Annotated in this window: 15 protein-coding genes; 7 read left to right on the top strand and 8 right to left on the bottom strand. The window is 64.4% G+C overall.

The genetic code is table 11. From position 1 onward, the window contains the following. Window positions 1–65: 65 nt before the first annotated feature. The 5 genes from ACN9MU_RS06515 to ACN9MU_RS06495 form a co-directional block, all read right to left on the bottom strand. Window positions 66–2,351, bottom strand: a complete 2,286-nt coding sequence (locus ACN9MU_RS06515) for an ATP-binding protein (protein ID WP_426321206.1) — start codon at window positions 2,349–2,351, stop codon at window positions 66–68. Next, window positions 2,352–2,885 (bottom strand): DUF4390 domain-containing protein, encoded by a 534-nt coding sequence (locus tag ACN9MU_RS06510; RefSeq protein WP_426168697.1) that lies wholly within the window; start codon window positions 2,883–2,885, stop codon window positions 2,352–2,354. A gap of 64 nt (window positions 2,886–2,949) precedes the next feature. Continuing rightward, window positions 2,950–4,299: a 16S rRNA (cytosine(967)-C(5))-methyltransferase RsmB gene (gene rsmB, locus ACN9MU_RS06505; protein WP_426344871.1), complete on the bottom strand. Its 1,350-nt coding sequence runs from the start codon at window positions 4,297–4,299 to the stop codon at window positions 2,950–2,952. A gap of 723 nt (window positions 4,300–5,022) precedes the next feature. After that, window positions 5,023–5,313: a type II toxin-antitoxin system RelE/ParE family toxin gene (locus tag ACN9MU_RS06500; protein WP_426337022.1), complete on the bottom strand. Its 291-nt coding sequence runs from the start codon at window positions 5,311–5,313 to the stop codon at window positions 5,023–5,025. Next, window positions 5,314–5,541, bottom strand: coding sequence for an addiction module protein (locus tag ACN9MU_RS06495; RefSeq protein WP_426168693.1), 228 nt, complete (start codon window positions 5,539–5,541; stop codon window positions 5,314–5,316). 133 nt (window positions 5,542–5,674) lie between these two features. Here ACN9MU_RS06495 and argS point away from each other — a divergent pair, with 133 nt between their 5' ends. From argS to ACN9MU_RS06460, 7 genes are read left to right on the top strand one after another with little or no spacing between them, the layout of a single operon-like run. Continuing rightward, window positions 5,675–7,384, top strand: a complete 1,710-nt coding sequence (gene argS, locus ACN9MU_RS06490; RefSeq protein ID WP_426168690.1) for an arginine--tRNA ligase — start codon at window positions 5,675–5,677, stop codon at window positions 7,382–7,384. A 7-nt stretch (window positions 7,385–7,391) separates the two neighbouring features. Beyond that, on the top strand, window positions 7,392–8,102 hold the full coding sequence (locus ACN9MU_RS06485) for an SPOR domain-containing protein (RefSeq protein ID WP_426337021.1): 711 nt from the start codon (window positions 7,392–7,394) through the stop codon (window positions 8,100–8,102). Between the two features lie 14 nt (window positions 8,103–8,116). Then, window positions 8,117–8,785, top strand: coding sequence for a thiol:disulfide interchange protein DsbA/DsbL (locus ACN9MU_RS06480; protein ID WP_426168684.1), 669 nt, complete (start codon window positions 8,117–8,119; stop codon window positions 8,783–8,785). Between the two features lie 4 nt (window positions 8,786–8,789). Further along, window positions 8,790–9,563 carry an SDR family oxidoreductase gene (locus tag ACN9MU_RS06475; RefSeq protein WP_426168682.1) on the top strand — a complete coding sequence of 258 codons (774 nt, stop codon included), beginning with the start codon at window positions 8,790–8,792 and terminating at the stop codon, window positions 9,561–9,563. Further along, entirely contained in the window at window positions 9,560–10,372 is an 813-nt protein-coding gene (locus tag ACN9MU_RS06470) for a biotin--[acetyl-CoA-carboxylase] ligase (protein ID WP_426168679.1), read from the top strand. Before ACN9MU_RS06475 ends, ACN9MU_RS06470 begins: the two co-directional genes overlap by 4 nt. Then, on the top strand, window positions 10,369–11,142 hold the full coding sequence (locus ACN9MU_RS06465) for a type III pantothenate kinase (protein WP_426168676.1): 774 nt from the start codon (window positions 10,369–10,371) through the stop codon (window positions 11,140–11,142). Before ACN9MU_RS06470 ends, ACN9MU_RS06465 begins: the two co-directional genes overlap by 4 nt. Window positions 11,143–11,158: 16 nt before the next feature. After that, complete coding sequence (locus ACN9MU_RS06460) at window positions 11,159–11,851, top strand: SPOR domain-containing protein (RefSeq protein WP_426321201.1); 693 nt, start codon at window positions 11,159–11,161, stop codon at window positions 11,849–11,851. Here the strand turns inward: ACN9MU_RS06460 and ACN9MU_RS06455 are convergent. From ACN9MU_RS06455 to mrdA, 3 genes are read right to left on the bottom strand one after another with little or no spacing between them, the layout of a single operon-like run. Next, the gene (locus ACN9MU_RS06455; protein WP_426337019.1) at window positions 11,838–12,842 is read right to left on the bottom strand and encodes a septal ring lytic transglycosylase RlpA family protein; all 1,005 of its coding nucleotides are present in this window, start codon (window positions 12,840–12,842) and stop codon (window positions 11,838–11,840) included. The two genes, ACN9MU_RS06460 and ACN9MU_RS06455, sit on opposite strands and share 14 nt — an antisense overlap. Next, entirely contained in the window at window positions 12,839–13,954 is a 1,116-nt protein-coding gene (rodA, locus tag ACN9MU_RS06450) for a rod shape-determining protein RodA (protein WP_426337018.1), read from the bottom strand. The genes ACN9MU_RS06455 and rodA overlap by 4 nt, the downstream gene beginning before the upstream one ends. A 10-nt stretch (window positions 13,955–13,964) precedes the next feature. Continuing rightward, the gene (gene mrdA, locus ACN9MU_RS06445; RefSeq protein ID WP_426344312.1) at window positions 13,965–16,052 is read right to left on the bottom strand and encodes a penicillin-binding protein 2; all 2,088 of its coding nucleotides are present in this window, start codon (window positions 16,050–16,052) and stop codon (window positions 13,965–13,967) included. Window positions 16,053–16,054 lie beyond the last annotated feature (2 nt).

The following is a 16,054-nucleotide window of genomic DNA, read 5'->3' as shown; positions in this document are numbered from 1 at the left end:
CTACGCAGGCATTCTATACCTGTCGGCGCGACAATGATTTTATTGGTACAACAATATTATGCCAACTACACCGACGCCAACTTTAACAGCAAAATCAGCACCGACGCACCACTACTATCGTCACGGTTCTGGATATCGATCCGCCCCCCGTGTTCCTCGATAATCTTTTTCACCATCGCCAGGCCCAGGCCCGTGCCCTTTGCCTTCGACGTCACGTACGGTTCGAACGCATTGGCCAGGATTTTCGGCGCGAAACCGGGGCCATTGTCGGAGATTGAGAGGCGCACTGCAATACGCGTGCCGCCGTCCGCACTCTGGTAGATGATGCCCTCCGTGACCACGTCGATGCGCGGCCTGGCGTCGGCAGGAGGATGCTCCTGCAGCGCGTCCTGCGCATTTTGCAGCAGGTTGTGGATCACCTGGCGCAATTGTGTGTCGTCGCCCAGGATCATGGGCAGGGCCGGCGCCAGGTTGGCGTGGATGATGTCGTCGCCCTCCCCGCTCACGTACAGGTGCAGGATGTCCTCGACCAGGGTGTTCAGGTCGAGCGGCTGCAGCACGGCGGGCGGGGTGCGGGCGTAATCGCGGAAGTCGTCGACCATGCGTTTCATGGCGGCGACCTGGTTGACGATGGTGGTGGAGGCTTTGTTGAGCAATTCCACATCGGGGCCCGCCAGCTTGGATTCAAGCTTCATTTGCAGGCGTTCGGCCGACAGCTGGATAGGCGTCAGCGGGTTCTTGATTTCATGGGCCAGGCGGCGCGCCACCTCGCCCCAGGCGATCGAGCGCTGGGCCGAGATCACGTCGGTGATATCGTCGAACACGACGATGTAGCCGATGCCCGTTTCCAGCGGCAGGCGCGAGCCGCGCGTCAGCAGGATCAGTTCATTTTCTTCGGCGCTGCCGGGCGGGCGCGGAATCTCGATCTGGCGCTGCCAGTGCAGGCGCTGCAGGTTGCGGCCGGCCGCGGTCTGCGCCGACTGCGCCGAGAAGGCGTTGATGATGGCGGCGGCGAACTCCTGCATGCCATCCACCTCGGCCAGCGGCTGCCCGATCAGGGTCACGCCGGCGTGCTGCAGGATGCGCTCGACCGAGTCGTTGCAGGTGACCAGGCGGAATTCGGAATCCAGCACCATCACCCCTGCCGACATATTGGCCAGCACCGATTCCAGGTGGGCCTTGGCGTTTTGCAGCGCAATGCGGTTGCGTTCCACAGCGCTGCGCGCTTCGGACAGCTGGCGCGTCATGGTGTTGAACGATTGGGTCAGCGTGCCCAGTTCGTCCGAGCTGGCGACGATGGGGCGCGGCGACAGGTCGCCTTCGGCCACGGCGCGGGTGCCTTCGGCCAGCAGCAGCAGCGGCTGCGCCAGGTCGTTTGCGATCAGGAAGGCGGCGGCGATGGCGCCAAACACTGCCAGCAGCAGCGTCAGCGTCAGCGTTTCGATATACATCTTGCGCAGGCCGACGCGGGCCACGAAGCGCTCCTTGTATTCGGAGAAGGCGGTACGCAGCATTTCGCCGTTGCTGGCCAGCTTTTGCGGCACGGCCTGGATGATCTGCAGGTAGCGCGGCGCCAGGTGGGCGCCGGACGGTTGCACCGGATCGGGAATCGCCATCAGCACGCGCAGGCGCAGCACGCTGTTGGCGTCGAGCGGCGCCGGCTGCGGCGCGCCGATGCGGTCGTCGCGCAGCTCGCCGCCGCCTTCGTAGGCGGCATAGGAAGGTTCGTCCTTGGCCTTGTTCAGCATTGCGGCCGAAGGCAGGTCGGCCGACAGGTTGATGCGGCGCTCGCCCATGGCCGACACGATCAGGCCGCCGTCGGCGTCGACGATGATGGCGCTCTGGGTGCCTGGATGGCGGCGCACGAAGCGCGCCAGCGTGGCCGGGGCGGCGTAGAACGGGTCTTCGGCCAGCTGGCGCACGGTGCCGCGCGCCTGCGCTTCCAGTTCGGCCAGCGATTCATCCAGCGCAGAGCGGCCCAGGTCCAGGCCGGCGTCCAGCGCCTCTTCCACGCGCACATTGAACCAGGAATCGATGGAATGCGACACGAACTGCACCGACACCAGGAAGATCACCAGGCCGGGCAAGACGCCGATGGCGGCAAACAGCACCACCAGCCTGGTCATCAGGCGCGATCCGAACTTGCCGCTCTTGTAGCGCGAATAAAGGCGGAACAGGGAGAACCCGACCAGCAGCACCAGCGCCACCGCGACGGAGGCGTTCAGGCCCAGCAGCCAGCCGTAATAGCGGTCGAAGAAGGCGGAATTATCGGAGGCGGAGGCGAGCAGGAACAGCAATATGCTGCATGTCGCGCCAGCGACGACAAACAAGTACCGGAGGGCAGACGTCACTTACTCAGCCCTGTACTGGAAGGTTTTTTTGCTGGACGAGAGTCGCCACTCGCTGTTATTGAAGGCGTTGACCTGGATCGGTTTGGGCAGGAAATCCTTGTCCATGCCCATGCGCAGGGTCACGTTATACGTTTCGCCCACCTTCAGGGCGCCGCGCGGCGCGACTACCCAGCGGGTAGGCCGGCGGATGAAAAACAGGGCTTCGTCCAGCGTCTGGAAAGGCTGGGCAACGGAACCGACGATCTTGACGTAGTACTGGCGTATCAGGACGTCGTACCACAGCTTGTGGGTGCGCTTGGCGGTGACGGCTTTTTCATCGAACCAGTACCAGCGCGGGCGGGTAAAGCTGATTTCCGTGGTGAAGTGCAGCGGGACGCCCGACTGCACGGTTTCTTCCATCCCGTGGCTCAGCTCGAAGGAATAGGCCGAGGACAGGCGATACCCCTCTTCCGCCGCCTCGATATAGGCGCGCGTAATCTCCACCGTCTCGTCGGAGGCGTGGGCAGCCTGCGGCAACGCGCACGCAAGCGTCAACAGCAACTGCCAGCAAAGGAGTCGAAGAAATCTTTGGATCACTTGCCTGGTGCTCGTCAAAGGGTTACGCATCTTTCTGGAACAATGCGTAGAACAAACCATCGTGATCCTGCCCGGCGCCGCCCAGAGGCAGCAATTGGCCCGGCGCATCGAGGCGGGTGGCGCGGTTGCGCACCGCGAAAGCGGCCGCCTGCGCCTCGGACTCCTGCGGCCACAACGAACATGTCACGAACAGCAATTTACCATTGGGGGCGAGCATTTTCCAAAGGTTGTCGAGAATTTGCGACGAAAGTGTTGCAAGTTGACGGGTGTCGCTCTTGCGGCGCAACCAGCGGATATCCGGGTGGCGGCGCACGATGCCGGAGGCGGTGCAAGGCACGTCGGCCAGGATGCGGTCGAATGGCTGGCCGTCCCACCACGCGTCGGCCTGGGCTTCTGCCGGCTGCAGCGTTGCCTGCAATTGCAGGCGGTCGAGATTTTCCTGGACGCGCTGCAGGCGCTTTGGATCGGCGTCCAATGCTATCAAATTGACATCAGCCAGTTCGAGGATGTGGCAAGTCTTGCCGCCCGGGGCGGCGCAGGCGTCCAGCACGCGCATGCCGGCTTGCACGTCCAGCAAAGGCGCGGCCAGCTGGGCGCCGGCGTCCTGCACCGATACGTCGCCCTGGTCGAAGCCCGGGATCTGGTATACCGGCACCGGCTTGGCCAGGCGCACCGCGAATTCGCCGACCTGGGTCGCTTCGATGCCCTGCGCGGCCAGGCGCTCCAGGTAGTCCTTGAGCGAAGTGCGGCGGGTATTCACGCGCAGCGTCAGCGGCGGCGCCTTGTTACCGGCGGCCAGTACCTGCTCCCAGTTCTTCGGGTAGGCGGTGATGACGGAGTCGATCCACCATTGCGGGTAGTTATATTGTGCTTCCGGCTGCTGCAGGGCTTCGTCCAGCAGTTCCTCTTTTTCACGCAGGAAGCGGCGCAGCAGGGCATTGACCATGTTTTTCGCGCGCGCGGTGTCCGGGTGGGAGCCGGCGGCCGTTACGGCCTGGTCGACGACCGTGAAGGCTTCGTACGGGGCCGGGCTGCCGTCGGCCGGGTGCATCAGCGGCAGGGCGATGGAAAGCAGCGACTGGACCAGCGGGTCCGGGGCTTTCGGCGCCATCAGGCCGATCAGGATTTCGCTCAGTGCCAGTTGGCGCATGGCGCGGTAGGCGATGTCCTGGATCGCGCCGCGCGCTTGCGGGATGGCGCCGTTGTTTGCGAATACGGCTGCCAGGGCCTGCGGCAATGCCTTGCCCTGCTGGACCTGCACTGCCGCAGTCGCTGCGCCCAGGATCGCAAAGGCCAGCGAGTCCTGTTTCAGTTCGGACTGGAAGTCGGTCTGTACGCGAGGTTTCAGGTCGCGATGGTGGCTTTCGCGGATGGCCGGCTTGGCTGGCGCACGTGGCGCCGGTGCGTCTTCTCCACGAGCCGCAGGCTTGCGGGCTGCCCAAGGCGAGCCGGAACCTGCACCTTCGCCGCCGGCCGAACGGCCAAAATCACGCTGTGGGCGATCCGAACGCGAATCGTTGCGGAAATCGGCGCCTTCGCGCCTGCCGAAACCACGCTGGACTCCTTCGCCACGGCCTTCATTGCGGCTGTTTTCGCCGCCTGCGCGCGTGCCAAAGCTGCGCTGGCCACGGTCGTCGCGGCCCTCGCCGCGGTTTTCCCGGTCCGAACGCGGCGCGAAACTGCGCTGCTCGCGGTCGGCACGGCCTTCGCTGCGGCCTTCGCCACGATTTTCGCGGTCAGGGCGTGCTCCGAAGCCGCGCTGGGCCCCCTCGCCGCTCGGGCGCGGCGTATTGGCCCGTGGTGCTGATTCGCCGCGCGGCTGGCCAGCCGGACGCGGGCCGGCGGTACGCGGGCGGTCCGAACCAGCGGAGCGCTGTCCGCCATCCCCCTGCGCACGAGGCGCCTTGGCCGCCGGTGCAGCCGGTTTAGCCTTGGGTTTGAGGGATAAAGTTGGGCGCTCTTTCTTAGTCATTGCAATCCTGTCATCGCGCCCGCCAGCCGGCGGCACGGCCGGGCGGCCGTATTCATCGCGGTAAATCTGTGAAAACCAAGATTGTAACCCGGGACAAGACCGACCTAAGCCATGAAACCGCCGTCATATCCGATCACGCCAATATCCCGGTTGCCGGGATTGATGTGCAATTGCGATGATCAGAATGCCATGTGACTCTGTCTTATAGAGCAATTCAAACGGAAAATTGCGGACCACTATCCTCCGGACAGATTCCGCAATGGGGCGCCCGGCGTCAGGAAATGCTTCTGCCAGCCGAACCGCGCGCTCCACGGCCCGAACAAACAACTTCCCTAAGCCGGGTCGACGCGCGTCGTAAAAATCAATATGGTCGAGGAGTTCCTTCCTCGCTGGCGCAAGGAAGCGAGCCGCCATTTAGCTCGCCTTTTTATATGCTTGCTTGAATACCTCTTCGGCCGGAATAGCGTCCAACTCGCCTCGTTCAAATGCTGCCAGACGGTTGTCAATTTCCGCCATCCAGTCCGGATGCAAAGAACCCCAGCCCTCATCGGGCAGCGAATCCAAAACCGCGCGCACCAGCCGGGCCCTGTCTTCGACGGGAAGGGCACAGGCCAATTCTTGCAATTCTGACAGCGAAAGCATTTGGAGTCTCCAGCCAATAAAAACCACAGCGTAACAGGACAATCAAGCCATCCACTGAGTCAAGTCAAGCAATAGAGGGAATGATACGCTTTTCAGTATAATGTCCCTCTTTCAGACGTTCCCGGCTATTCACATGCTCGCCCAACAAAAGCAAGAGATCATTTCCCTGTTCCAGGCCGCCCTCAAGCCTATCCTGGAAGGTTCCGACGTTAAAGCCAACGTGGTGCTGGAGCGCCCGCGCGACCCATCGCACGGCGACGTCGCCTGCAATATCGCCATGCAGCTGGCCAAGCAGCTCAAGATGAACCCGCGCGAGCTGGCGCAGAAGATCGTCGCCGCCCTGCAGGAAGACCCGGCCGGCAAGCACCTGGTCGCATCGGCCGACATCGCCGGCCCGGGCTTCATCAACCTGCGCGTCACCGACGCCGCCAAGCAGTCCGTGGTCAAGACCGTGCTGCAACAGGGCGCGACCTTCGGCCAGAGCGAATCGCTGGCCGGCAAGAACGTCATCATCGAATTCGTCTCCGCCAACCCGACCGGCCCGCTGCACGTAGGCCACGGCCGCCAGGCCGCCCTGGGCGACGCCCTGTCCTCGCTGTTCGAAGCGCAAGGCGCCAAGGTCACCCGCGAGTTCTATTACAACGACGCCGGCGTCCAGATCCAGACCCTGGCTACCTCGGTCCAGTGCCGCGCCAAGGGCTTCAAGCCGGGCGACGCGGAATGGCCTGAATCGGCCTACAACGGCGACTATATTGCCGATATCGCCGCCGATTTCCTGGCCAAAAAGACCGTTTCCGCCTCCGACGGCCAGCCCGTCACCGGCTCCGGCGACGTGGAAGACATCGAGAACATCCGCGCCTTCGCCGTGACCTACCTGCGCAACGAGCAGGACATCGACCTGCAGGCCTTCGGCGTGAAGTTCGACAACTACTACCTGGAATCCTCGCTGTACTCCGACGGCAAGGTGGAAAAGGCCGTGGAAGCCCTGGTCGCCAACGGCCACACCTACGAAGACGGCGGCGCGCTGTGGCTGCGCACCACCGACTACGGCGACGACAAGGACCGCGTCATGCGCAAGACCGACGGCGGCTACACCTATTTCGTGCCGGACGTCGCCTACCACATCGTCAAGTTCCAGCGCGGCTTCACCCAGGCCATCAACGTGCAGGGCTCCGACCACCACGGCACCATCGCCCGCGTGCGCGCAGGCCTGCAGGCGGTCGGACTGGGCATTCCGCAAGGCTTCCCCGACTACGTGCTGCACAAGATGGTCACCGTGATGAAGGACGGCGCCGAGGTGAAGATCTCCAAGCGTGCCGGCTCCTACGTCACCGTGCGCGACCTGATCGAATGGTCCGGCGGCGGCGACATCACCAAGGGCCGCGATGCCGTGCGCTTCTTCCTGATCTCGCGCAAAGCCGACACCGAATTCGTGTTCGACGTCGACGTTGCCCTGAAAACTTCCGACGAAAACCCGGTCTACTACGTGCAGTACGCCCATGCGCGTATCTGCCGCATGCTGGAAAACTGGGGCGGCGACGAAGCCTCGGTCGCCAACGTCGACCTGTCGCCGCTGACCGCGCCGACCGAAGCGACCCTGCTGGCCGCCCTGGCGCAGTATCCGGAAGTGCTGGCCCGCGCCCAGGCGGAACTGGGCCCGCACCAGGTAGCCTTCTACCTGCGCGACCTGGCCGCCGCCCTGCACTCCTTCTACTTCGCCGAAAAGGTGCTGGTGGAAGACGAAGCGACCAAGCTGGCCCGCGTGGCCCTGATGGTCGCTACCCGCCAGGTGCTGCGCAACGGCCTGGCACTGATCGGTGTTTCTGCTCCTAACCAAATGTAAGGTCCACATGGCTTTTCGCTCCTCGCGCTTTTCTCCGCGTCTGCAACAAGGTAATACCTTGGTTGGCTTCATCATCGGCCTGGTCATCGGCCTGGTCATCGCCGTCGTCGTCGCCCTGAGCATCACCAAGGGCCAGACGCCGTTCACCGACAAGGCGCCGAAAAACGGCAAGCCGACCGATGAAGCATCCGGCCAGATCGCCGATCCGAACAAGCCGATGTACGGCAACAAGGATGCGGTGAAGAAGGCAAACAGCGAATTCGAGCGCGATAACGCGAAGCCAGCTCCAGCCGATGAACTGCAGAAGGTAGTGGACAACATCCAGGCGCAGGGCCATGCTCCGGCCAAGGCCCCGGCGGCAGCGCCAGCGGCACCGGCACCGGCGCCTGCCACCACTTCGCCCGCGGCCCCGCCGCCGGTCAACAGCGCGGCGCCACCGGCGCAGTCAGCCGCCCCGGCGCCTGCCCTGCCAGGCGAAGACAAGTTCGTGTACTACCTGCAGGCCGGCGCCTTCCGCGAAGTCGGCGACGCCGAAAACACCCGCGCAAAGCTGGCCCTGCTGGGCTTCGAAGCGACGGTGTCCGACCGCGCCACCGACGCCGGCGTGTTGCACCGCGTGCGCATGGGTCCTTTCACCCAGGTGGAGGCCATGAACAAGGTGCGCGCCAAGCTATCTGAAAACGGCATCGATGTTGCCGTCGTCCGTAATCAAAAATAAGGGAAGTGCGAGCGATGAAACTGTTTAAGCAGATCCTGGCCGCGCTCTTGTGCGGCGTCGCGTTCGGCGCCATTGCCTCTCCGGCGGCGCCAGTGGCCGGCACCGATTACGTGGTGCTGCCAGAGCCGCAGCCGGTAGACACCGGCAAAAAGGTTGAAGTCATCGAGTTCTTCGCTTACTACTGCCCGCACTGCTATGTACTCGATCCGGCCATGGCCGCCTGGGTCAAGCGACAAGGCGACAACGTGGTGTTCAAGCGCATCCATGTGAGCCGCGGCCCGTCCGTGCTGCCGCAGCAGAAGCTGTTCTTCGCGCTGGAAGCCCTCGGCCTGGTGGAGCAGAACCATGCGAAAGTGTTCAACGCCATGCATGAACAGGGCAATTCCCTGCGCAACGACGCCGCGGTGATCGACTGGGCCGCCAGCAACGGCATCGACAAGACCAAATTTACCGAAGCCTATAACGGCTTTGGCGTAGCGGCCAAGGTGCGCCGCACGGAACGCATGATGGGCGATTACCGGGTCGACTACTGGCCGATGCTGATCGTCGATGGCAAGTACATGACCTCCCCTGCCGAAGCCAACAAGAGCATCAAGCCGGTGCCAAGCGAGGCCCAGCAGCACGCCAATGCGCTGACGGTACTGGATTTCCTGGTGGCCAAGGCAAAGGCGGAGAAGAAGTAAGACCTTGAAGCGCGTTTTCATCACCGGCGCCTCCAGCGGCATCGGCGCGGCACTGGCGGCGCAGTACGCCGCCCAAGGTTGCGTTCTCGGCCTGCTGGGACGCCGCGCGGAGGCGCTGCAGGCGCTTGCCGCTACCCTTCCCAATCCGGAGCGCCACCGCTGCTACGCGGCCGACGTCACCGACCATGCGGCGCTGCGCAGCGCTGCAGAAGCTTTCCTGGCCCATGCCGGCGGCTGCGACATCGTCATCGCCAGCGCAGGCATCTCGCACGGCACCATCACTGAACTGGCGGAAGACTTGCCGGTCTTCGAATCGATCATCGCCACCAACGTCACGGCCACGGTGGCGACGTTTTCGCCTTTCATCGCGCCGATGCGCGCGCAGGGCTCTCCGGCGCGCCTGGTTGGCATTGGCAGCGTTGCCGGTGTGCGCGGCCTGCCGGGCGGGGGCGCCTACAGCGCGTCCAAGGCCGCGGTACGGGTGTATTGCGAAGCGCTGCGGGTCGAATTGCGCGGCAGCGGGATCAAGGTGGTCACCATTGCGCCGGGATATATCGATACGCCGATGACGCAACAGAACAAATATCCGATGCCGTTCCTGATGCAGCCTGCCGATTTCGCGGCCGCCGCAGCGCGCAGCATCGAGCGAGGCGACAGCTACCGGGTCATTCCCTTCGGCGCAGGCATGATTGCGCGCTTGTTGCGCGCGCTGCCGAACTGGCTGTTCGACCGGGCTTTCGCCAAGGCGCCGCACAAGGCGCGCAAGGGCACAACATGAATGCAACACCGCTCGCTGCTGCGGCAATCCGTGCGCTGGTCGCCGACAGCGCATCCCACGTCGCCATTGAAGTGGTGGACGAAACCGGCTCGACCAACGCCGACTTGCTGGCGCGCGTGCCTTGCGCGGTGCAGACGGGGGCGGCCGCATTGAGCGGGCCCGTGCTGCGCGTGGCCGAGCGCCAGACCGCAGGCCGCGGACGCGCCGGCCGCAGCTGGCTCTCCGCGCCGGGCGCATCGCTGACGTTCTCCGTCGCCTGGCCGTTCCGCGCGCCGCTGCACCGCATGGTGGGCTTGCCGCTGGCTGTCGGCGTGGCGCTGGCCGAGACCGTGAATGGACTGGGCGTGCCCGTCCAGCTCAAATGGCCGAACGATATGCTGAAGGATGGCGCCAAGCTGGCCGGCATCCTGGTCGAAACCCAGGCTGCGCCGGATGGCACCATCTGGGCCGTCATCGGTTGCGGCATGAACCTGCTGATGCCGGACGAGATGGAGGCGGCCATCGGCCGCGAAGTATCCTCGGCCCCCTGGCTGGCGCAGATGGACCGCAATGCCTTGCTGGCGCAATTGCTCAGCCGCCTGTGTGCGGTGCTGGCGGAATTCGACGCTACCGGCTTTGCCGCCTTCACCGAACGCTGGAACGCGCTGCAGGCCTGGCGCGGGCAGCCGGTACGGCTGCTCGACCAGGGCGAAGTCCAGCAGGAAGGACTGGCCGCCGGCGTCGATGACCAGGGCCGCTTGCTGCTCGATACGCCGGCTGGCCGCGTGGCCGTGCTGTCGGGCGATGTTTCGCTGAGGCTTGCGCCATGAGCTACCAACTGCTGATCGATGCCGGCAACACCCGCATCAAATGGGCGCTCGTTGCCCCCGGCGCCGCCCTCGGCGACTGGCTGGTGCAAGGTGCGCACATGCATGCTGACGCCGCCGAGTTCCCGGCGGCACTGGCCGGTGCCCTTGCCGGTGCGCCCGCCGCGCCCGGCATCAGCCGCGTGCTGATCGCCAACGTGGCCGGCCAGTCCGTGCGCGACATGCTGGCCGGCTGGCTGTCCGCGCCGCAGCTGCAGCTCGATCCGCAAGCCATCGAATGGTTCGCCTCCATCCCGGAGCGCGCCGGCGTCCGCAATGCCTACCGTAATCCCGCGCAGCTTGGCTGCGACCGTTTCGCCGCGGCCATCGGCGCCCGCGCCCTGTGCCCGGGCAAAGCCATCGTGGTCGCCAATTGCGGTACGGCCACCACGATCGACGCGATCACCGCTGACGGCACTTTCCTGGGCGGCATGATCCTGCCGGGCCTGGGCCTGATGGCCACCTCGCTGGCCAGGAACACTGCCCAGCTACCGCAGATCAAGCCCGGCAAGCTGCCGGAAGGCTTCGCCGACAACACCGACGACGCCATCCTGTCCGGCTGCCTGGCCGCGCAAGCCGGTGCGATTGAACGCGCGTTCGAGCTGCACCAGGCCGTAGAATGTATTATTTCCGGCGGCGCCGCGCCTTACGTCGCGCCAGCGGTCCCCGTGCCGCACCGCCACGTCGAGAACATTGTGATGATTGGACTGCACGCTGCCTTGCGCAGCGCCTGACCCGTATGGAGCGCCCGTGCTGAAACTGATATTTGCCCTGCTGCTGGTCGCCAATGCCGCGCTGTATGCGTACGGCGAGGGCTACCTCGGCCAATTCAGCGGCAACGAGCATGAACCTGGACGCCTGCAAAAGCAGCAGAATGCCGACAAGCTTCAGTTGATCAGCGCCAGCAAGGCCGAAAGCGCGGTAGCAGCACTCGCCCCGCCACCGCCGGTACCGCGCGACGAGCCGGCCACCGTCGCCTGCGTGGAAGTGGGCAACTTCGCGCTGGACGAGGCGCGCAAGTTTGAAAACCGCCTGGCGCCGCTGGAACTGGGCGACCGCCAGCAGCGCCGCAACGTGGCCGAACAGGAAGTGTCGAGCTACATCGTGCACATCCCGCCGCAAGCCAGCCGCGCTGCCGCCGAAAAGAAGGCGGACGAGTTGCGTGAACTCGGCGTCACCAATTTCTTCATCCTGAACGATAGCTCGCCGCTGAGATGGGGTATCTCGCTGGGCGTATTCCGCACCGAGGCAGCCGCGCAGGCGCAACTGGCCGCGCTGGTCAAGCAAGGCGTGCAAACGGCCCGCGTGGCGCCGCGCTACACCAGCAGCAAGCAGGTGTACTTCCAGTTCCGCGACCTCAGCGAAGACGCCAGGACGCGCATCGCCAAGATCACCGCCAAGTTTCCCGAGCAGGAAACCCGTTCCTGCTCTAGCGCTCGATAACGATAGGCCTGAGCTTCAGGCTTGAAGGCAGCGCCTTGCCGGCTGCCTGCGCATCTTCGCGGCTCGCGTAAGGGCCGGCGAACAACCGGTAGAATTTTCCAGCCTGCTCGACGTCGAGCTTCAGGCTGGCGTCGCTTGCTTCCAGCCGCTTGCGCAGGCCGTCGGCGCCGTCCTCGCGTGCATAAGAACCCAGCTGCAGGTAGAAGCCCTGCTCGCCTGCACCGCCCAGCAACACCGGCCTGGCTTCGTCGCCATTGGAGGACGCCAGCATGGGCGCCGCCTTCGGCATGCTTTGCGGCGCCTGGGGCGTCGTCACCGAAGCGGTGGCCGCTGCGCTGCCGCCAGCCTTGCGCGCCGCGATCATGCGCTCGATCTCGGCCGGCGGCAGGTGCACCACTTCAAGCTGGCTCATGCCGTTGACCAGCAGGCCAAGCTTCAGCGCCGCCGTATAGGAAACGTCGATGATTCGGGTGGAGTGGAATGGCCCGCGGTCATTGATGCGCACCACCACAGAATTGCCGTTGGAGACATTGGTCACGCGTGCATAAGAAGGAATCGGCAGCGTCGGATGCGCCGCCGTCATCTTGTACATATCGTAGATCTCGCCGGACGAGGTGCGCTGGCCATGAAATTTCTTGCCATACCAGGTGCCCAGTCCGCGCTGCTTGAAGTCCGAGCCAAGCGGGATAGGCTTGTAGGTCTTGCCAAAGACGACGTAAGGACGATTGGAGTAAGGCGCGAGAGGATCGTTGCGCACCTCAGCATCAGGCGTCTCAAGCAAGCCCGATGGCGGGTTGTCGCCCGGGCCGTCGTCCTGGTAGTAGGCGCCGCGCCCCGAGCCAGCCGCCGGCAGCACCGGAATGCCCGGTTGCGGCCTGGCCGTCACGGGCGACGGCGGCTTGCGCGAAGTGGAGTCGGTCTGCGTGGTACCGCAAGCGGCCAGCAGTGCGGCTGCCGCAAGCGGCAGGAGTCGGATTGCGTGCTTCTTCAAGTTTGCACCAGCTTTCTATGTCGCTGGATCGACATCAGGATGCCCGATGCCAATCCGAGTGTCAGCAGCGCAGTGCCGCCGTAGCTTATGAACGGCAGTGGCACGCCCACTACCGGAAGGATGCCGCTCACCATGCCCATGTTGACGAAGGCATAGGTAAAGAAAATCATCGTGATCGCGCCCGCCAGCAAGCGGGTAAACAGGTTCGGAGCGCCCGAGGCGATCATCAGCCCGCGGCCGATCAGCAGCAAGTAGAGGAACATCAGCACCAGGTTGCCGATCAGGCCAAACTCCTCGGAAAACACGGCGAAGATGAAGTCGGTGGTACGCTCGGGAATGAACTCCAGGTGGGCCTGGGTGCCCTGCGTCCAGCCTTTGCCTGTCACGCCGCCGGAGCCGATGGCGATGGTCGACTGTAGGATGTGGAAGCCCTTGCCCAGAGGGTCGGACGTCGGGTCGATCAGCGTCATGATCCGCTCACGCTGGTAATCGTGCATCATCGACCAGGCCACCGGCAGGCAGGCAGCGCCCATCACCACCAGCGCGAGAATGGCCTTCCACGCCAGGCCGGCCAGGAAAATCACGCAGGCGCCGGCCGCCACCACCAGCAGCGCCGTGCCCAGGTCGGGCTGGCGCGCGATCAGGAACACCGGCACCAGCAGCAGTACCGCGCCCAGCGCATATGCATGCCAGCGCATATGCCCGTGGCGCTGCTGGAAGTACCAGGCCAGCATCAGCGGCACTGCGATCTTGGCGAATTCGGAAGGCTGGATCTGCACGAAACCCAGGTTGAGCCAGCGCCGCGCGCCCAGCTTGATGGTGCCAAACAGGGCCACCGCAAGCAACAGCGAAATCGTCACCACATAGGCCGGCAGCGCAATGCGCATCATGTTTTGCGGCGAAATATTCGCCACGAACCACATCACCAGGAAAGACATGGCGATGTTGCGCAACTGGTCTTCGATCTTGCCGGGAATGCCGATGCTGGCCGAATACAGTGCGACCAGGCTGGTCGCCAGCAGCAGGACGATGACCAGCATCAGCGGGCCATCGAATACCGTCACGTACGGACGCATGCGCCGCCACAGTGAACGCCTTTCATTGATCGGCATGCTGCCTCCTTTATTCTCTCTTGCGCGGCGGGCCGGCCGGCGGCTTCTGGTCCGCCGGCGCTGGCGCCTGCGGCACCGGTGCAGGCGTCTGCGGCGCTGCCGCTGCCGGCTGTCCACCTGCCTGGCCTTGCTGCTGCGCGCGTCGCTCGGCAGCGGCATCGACGTCCGCCTCAGGCAGGTCTTCCACCGGCACGGTGACCGCATCTTCCTTCGGCACCGGCGTCGTTTCCTTTTCCGTCGGGCGCTTGCCCAGCAGCCAATAGTCCAGCACTTTACGCGCAATCGGCGCGGCCACGGCGCCGCCGAAGCCTGCGTTCTCCACGATCAGCGCCAGCACGATCTTCGGCTTGTCTGCCGGTGCGAAGGCGGTAAACCAGGCATTGTCGCGCAAGCGTTCGTCCAGTCGCGCGGCGTTGTACTTTTCATTGGCCTTGATCGCTACCACCTGCGCGGTGCCGGTCTTGCCGCCCACGCTATAGCCGGCATTCAGGAAGGCGCGGTAGCCGGTCGCACCGGGCTCGGTGGTCACCCCTACCATCGCATCCTTGATGAAGTCGATGTTGGCCTGCTTGAGCGGGATGCGGTAGCTTTCCTTGGGCACGGTCAGGGTGCGCTTGCGGGTACCGCCGTCTTCAAGGATCTTGACCAGGTGCGGCTTCATGACCACGCCGTTATTGGCCAGGTTGGCCACCGCGTGCGCCACCTGCAGCGGCGTGTAGTTGTTGTAGCCGGAGCCGTTGGAGACCGAAATCGTGTCGCCGCCCACCCATTTGCCTGCCGCCGGGTTCTTCTTGAAGCGCTGGCGCTTCCATTCCTGCGACGGCAGCACGCCTTTCTTCTCGTTTTCCAGATCAATTCCAGTAAGCTGGCCGAAGCCGAACGGCGCCATGAAATCATGGATCAAATCGATACCCATGTCGCGGCCCAGCATGTAGTAGTAAGTATTGCAGGACACGACGATGGACTTGCGCATGTCGACCATGCCGTGCCCGCCCACCACGTCGTCACGGAACTTGTGGGTGCCAAGGTAGAAGAAGCCCGGGTCCGCAATCGCCTGACTGGTGGTGCGTTTGCCGGTTTCCAGCGCCGCCAGCGCCATGAAGGGCTTGAAGGTGGAGCCCGGCGCATAAGTGCCGGACAGCGGCCGGTTCATCAGCGGCTTGTCGAGCGAGGTATTCAGTTCGTTCCAGCTTTGCGCATCGATACCGTCCACGAACAGGTTGGGGTCATAGCCGGGGCGCGAGACGTAAGCCAGCACGTCGCCGGTGCTCGGCTCGATCGCCACCAGCGCGCCGCGGTATTCGCCGAAAGCTTCTTCCGCGATCTTCTGCAGTTCGATATCGATCGACAGGATCAGGTTGGAGCCCGGCGTCGCAGGCGTGCGCGACAGCGTGCGGATGGCGCGGCCGCCGGCGGTACGCTCCACTTCCTCGTAGCCGGTCACGCCATGCAGTTGCCGTTCGTAGCTCTTTTCCAGGCCTTCCTTGCCGATATGTTCGGTGCCGTTGTAATTGGCTTCGTACTCGGTTCCTTCCAGCGCCTTTGATTCAGCCTGATTGATGCGGCCGATATAACCGACCACGTGCGAGGCCACCTCGCCCAGCGGGTACTGGCGGAACAGGCGAGCCTGGATATCCACGCCCGGGAAGCGGAAGCGGTTGGCGGCGAAGCGCGCCACTTCCTCATCGCTCAGGCGGCTGCGCAGAGGTACGCTGGTGAAGCTTTTCGATTCTTCCATCAGCTTCTTGAAGCGGCGGCGGTCCTTGGTGGTGATCTCCACCAGCTTGGCCAGTTCGTCGATCACGTCCTCCATCGGCGCGGCCAGCTTGGAAGGCGTAATCTCCAGCGTGATCGCAGAGTAGTTCCGCGCCAGCACAACGCCGTTGCGATCGAGGATCAGGCCGCGGCTCGGTACGATCGGCACCACCGCGATGCGGTTATCCTCGGCCTTGGCAATGTAGTCGTTATGCTTGATGACCTGCAGCCAGATGAAGCGCGCCAGCAGCAGCGAAAAGCAAAAGAACACCAGCCCGCCCAGCACGGACAGTCGCACCCGGAAGCGGTGCAGGTCTTGCTCTGTATTCTTGAACTCGGTCATGC

The organism is Pseudoduganella sp. R-32 (genome assembly GCF_049913245.1).
Taxonomy (GTDB): domain Bacteria; phylum Pseudomonadota; class Gammaproteobacteria; order Burkholderiales; family Burkholderiaceae_D; genus Rugamonas.
The sequence above is the reverse complement of the archived record's forward strand: the minus strand, read 5'-3'. Positions and strand labels throughout refer to the sequence as shown.

Excerpts from the sequence above, each read along its gene's own strand:
- ACN9MU_RS06500 (WP_426337022.1), bottom strand. The coding sequence starts at position 5,313 with ATGGCGGCTCGCTTCCTTGCGCCAGCGAGGAAGGAACTCCTCGACCAT.
- ACN9MU_RS06495 (WP_426168693.1), bottom strand. The coding sequence starts at position 5,541 with ATGCTTTCGCTGTCAGAATTGCAAGAATTGGCCTGTGCCCTTCCCGTC.
- argS (WP_426168690.1), top strand. The coding sequence starts at position 5,675 with ATGCTCGCCCAACAAAAGCAAGAGATCATTTCCCTGTTCCAGGCCGCC.
- ACN9MU_RS06485 (WP_426337021.1), top strand. The coding sequence starts at position 7,392 with ATGGCTTTTCGCTCCTCGCGCTTTTCTCCGCGTCTGCAACAAGGTAAT.
- ACN9MU_RS06480 (WP_426168684.1), top strand. The coding sequence starts at position 8,117 with ATGAAACTGTTTAAGCAGATCCTGGCCGCGCTCTTGTGCGGCGTCGCG.
- ACN9MU_RS06470 (WP_426168679.1), top strand. The coding sequence starts at position 9,560 with ATGAATGCAACACCGCTCGCTGCTGCGGCAATCCGTGCGCTGGTCGCC.
- ACN9MU_RS06465 (WP_426168676.1), top strand. The coding sequence starts at position 10,369 with ATGAGCTACCAACTGCTGATCGATGCCGGCAACACCCGCATCAAATGG.
- rodA (WP_426337018.1), bottom strand. The coding sequence starts at position 13,954 with ATGCCGATCAATGAAAGGCGTTCACTGTGGCGGCGCATGCGTCCGTAC.
- mrdA (WP_426344312.1), bottom strand. The coding sequence starts at position 16,052 with ATGACCGAGTTCAAGAATACAGAGCAAGACCTGCACCGCTTCCGGGTG.